This is a genomic window from Enhygromyxa salina, from assembly GCF_000737335.2.
In the GTDB taxonomy this organism is placed as follows: Bacteria; Myxococcota_A; Polyangia; order Nannocystales; family Nannocystaceae; genus Plesiocystis; species Plesiocystis salina_C.
Genome location: NZ_JMCC02000243.1, coordinates 1 through 2,490, shown reverse-complemented (window position 1 = coordinate 2,490; position 2,490 = coordinate 1). Strand labels below are relative to the sequence as shown.

Annotated in this window: 2 protein-coding genes and 1 pseudogene; all 3 read right to left on the bottom strand. The window is 63.5% G+C overall.

Annotated elements, in window-relative coordinates; all coding sequences use genetic code 11:
- Window positions 1–994 (bottom strand): annotated as a pseudogene (locus DB30_RS40595) (SpvB/TcaC N-terminal domain-containing protein); the annotation flags it as partial.
- Window positions 995–1,333: 339 nt separating this feature from the next.
- On the bottom strand, window positions 1,334–1,903 hold the full coding sequence (locus DB30_RS40590; protein WP_165704187.1) for a formylglycine-generating enzyme family protein: 570 nt from the start codon (window positions 1,901–1,903) through the stop codon (window positions 1,334–1,336).
- Between the two features lie 159 nt (window positions 1,904–2,062).
- Window positions 2,063–2,419, bottom strand: a complete 357-nt coding sequence (locus tag DB30_RS40585; protein ID WP_052559482.1) for a hypothetical protein — start codon at window positions 2,417–2,419, stop codon at window positions 2,063–2,065.
- Window positions 2,420–2,490 lie beyond the last annotated feature (71 nt).

Below are 2,490 nucleotides of genomic sequence, written 5' to 3'. Positions count from 1 at the left end.
CACGCTGACTGCTCGCCGAGAACGTCTCGGAGTCGAGCAGCGAGGTCGCGGCGGTCGCCATCGCGGCAATTGTACTCTGGCCCAGCAGCGCGCTCCAGTCCGGCTGCGTCGTCTTGCTGGTGACCAGCTGCCGCTGCTCCTCGACCGGGTTGCCCTTGAAGTCGAATTCCACCGTAGTCGCCACGCCAGCGCCGTCGTACACGCGATACACCCGACCAACGTGATTCGTGTCCTCCGGCGAAGACAGTAAGTCGCCATACACGATGCGCCCCAGCAACTTCTCCGACCCACCCGAGACGCTCACCGTCCGGTCCACGGGCCGGCGCAGAGTGTCGTACGAGTAGGAGAAGCGCTGGCTGCGGCTGTCCCAGCTGCGCATCGGCTGCCCCAGCGCGTTCAGCAGCGTCCACCGGTCCCCAGCGTCTTCGCTGCTGACCACCAGCGACTGCCCAAGCATCCCGTACGTCCGAGCCTCGGCCGTGTTGTTCCGCGCGTCGATCACCTCGAGCACTTGCCCCTGGATGTCCAGCACAGACTCAGTCGTGTAGTACTCCGAGTCGCCAACCAGGTCCTTGTTGTGGGCGATCGACAAGAACGGCCGCCCGAGCACATCGAGGTGCACCACGCTCGGCGTCTCTTCGTGGTCCTCGACGAGCTCCGCCGCCCGCTTCTCCGCCTGCAACCCGACATCACCGCCACCGTAGCCGATCCGCGCATCGTACCAATCGCTGTCGGTCGCAGTGTCGTTCGGGTCAAAACTGGTCTGCGCCCATGGCGTGAACTCGACCTTGGCGTAGGTCCCGTTCGGCAGGTCCGTGCGGACCAACCGGCCCAGCGGGTCATGATGATTGAGCGCGGTCACCCCTTGCTCGACCAGCTCGGCTTCGTCCTCGTAATCGGGCGTGCTCGAGTAGTAGGGTTCGTACGCCTTGAGTACGTTCCCCTTGTTGGCTGCGGCGGTTTGCGGGCGTCGAAGTGGCTGCGCAGGCGCCATAACAAGCGGTGGATAGGGGATGGCGGGGTCGCGTGAGCCATCCTGCCGTCGTGTATTGGTTCGGCGGCGTTGAGCTTGGGGTTGAAGGTAGCTCGGCTCGATTCTTGGGTTCGCTGGGCGGAATTGGGCGCGAAGTTGTGAGTCGAGCGGGGGCGGGTGGGCCTACCTCGGGCCTCCGCCTGCTGGCCGGCTAGGAAGACTCCGAGTCCAGAGTTCCCAGGAAGACCCCAGTCCGGAGTTCCCAGGAAGACTCCAGTCCGGAGTTCCCAGGAAGACTCCGAGTCCAGAGTTCCCTGCTGGCCGGCCTAGGAAGACTCCGAGTCCAGAGTTCTTCGCACTTTACCTGGCGCAGCGAATGCCCCCAAGCGCCGCCCCGCTCGGGACGGGGAAGCGAGAGCTTGTCTGTGTAAAAACGAGGAGTTCCGTCTGTGACCTGTAGCTCCCACCGCGGAGCACCCCGATCTCGTTACCGTCCTCGCCTACTCCACTGGTCCATTCCTCCGCGTTGCCAGCCATGTCCTTCAACCCGTCTCGACTGTTGCCTGCCGGCCTGCTCCCAACTGGCCACAGCTCGTCTTTGTCGCAGCCAAACTCGACGATCGCATGGACGCAAGACGGATCTTCGGAGCCCCATGGAAACTTGCGCGCCTCCTCTCGCCCGCGCGCTGCCCACTCCCACTCCCACTCAGTCGGAACACGTGCGCCTCGCCACTCACAGTAGGCCTCGACGCGGTCCCAGACGACCTCGACAGGGACATCCCCACGGAGAGCCTCATCGCTGACTCCACAGCCCGTCCAACTCGATGCACGCTCCCACTCTCGAAACGCCGTGACCGTGACCTCTGTCTCGTCGAGGTAGAACGGGGCGATATCGCGACCGTCGAAGCTGCCGCCTGCGATGTAGATCATGTTCGGCTGACTCCGCGCGGGAGAGGACCTGGTACACCCGACGGCTGTCGCAGCGATAGCGAGCATGATGGCCGCGGTTGATGTCTTGCTATGCTCAGTGCCTGTCACGATCATCGTTGGTCCTCTCAAGTGGAGAAGCTTACCAGGCCTCCCAAAGCTTCAACATCCCTCCGTAGCCCGTGCCGATTCCAGTTTTCGGGATGTCGCGCCGAGCGTGCTCGGCCGAGACGGCAACGCGACCATCGGACCAAACCTTCGGTCGCCCAGACCACGCTTGAAGTACCACGTCCCCGCGGCCTCCGTGATCACGCCTGGGAGGCCCTCGCCATCCAGATCAACGAAACGATGCATGCGACCGTCGACGCCGCTGGGCAAATTGCGCAGCGTGCCGGGATCGTTGATCTCATACAGGGTCGGATCCACGACGGCTTCGCTATAATCAAACTCGAGCATGGGCAGCTCGGCGAACTCGAAGTAGTTCGTGACGTCGTCGAGCCTATAGCTTCGCTGGACCACGCCCGTCAGTCGGGTCAGCCCTCTGTGCCAAGAAGTTTGATACCGCCGACCTGCTGAATTTAGTGTAGAGG

What these genes read in the sequence shown, in the direction of transcription:
- DB30_RS40590 (WP_165704187.1), bottom strand. Translation starts at nt 1,903, where the DNA reads ATGATCTACATCGCAGGCGGCAGCTTCGACGGTCGCGATATCGCCCCG.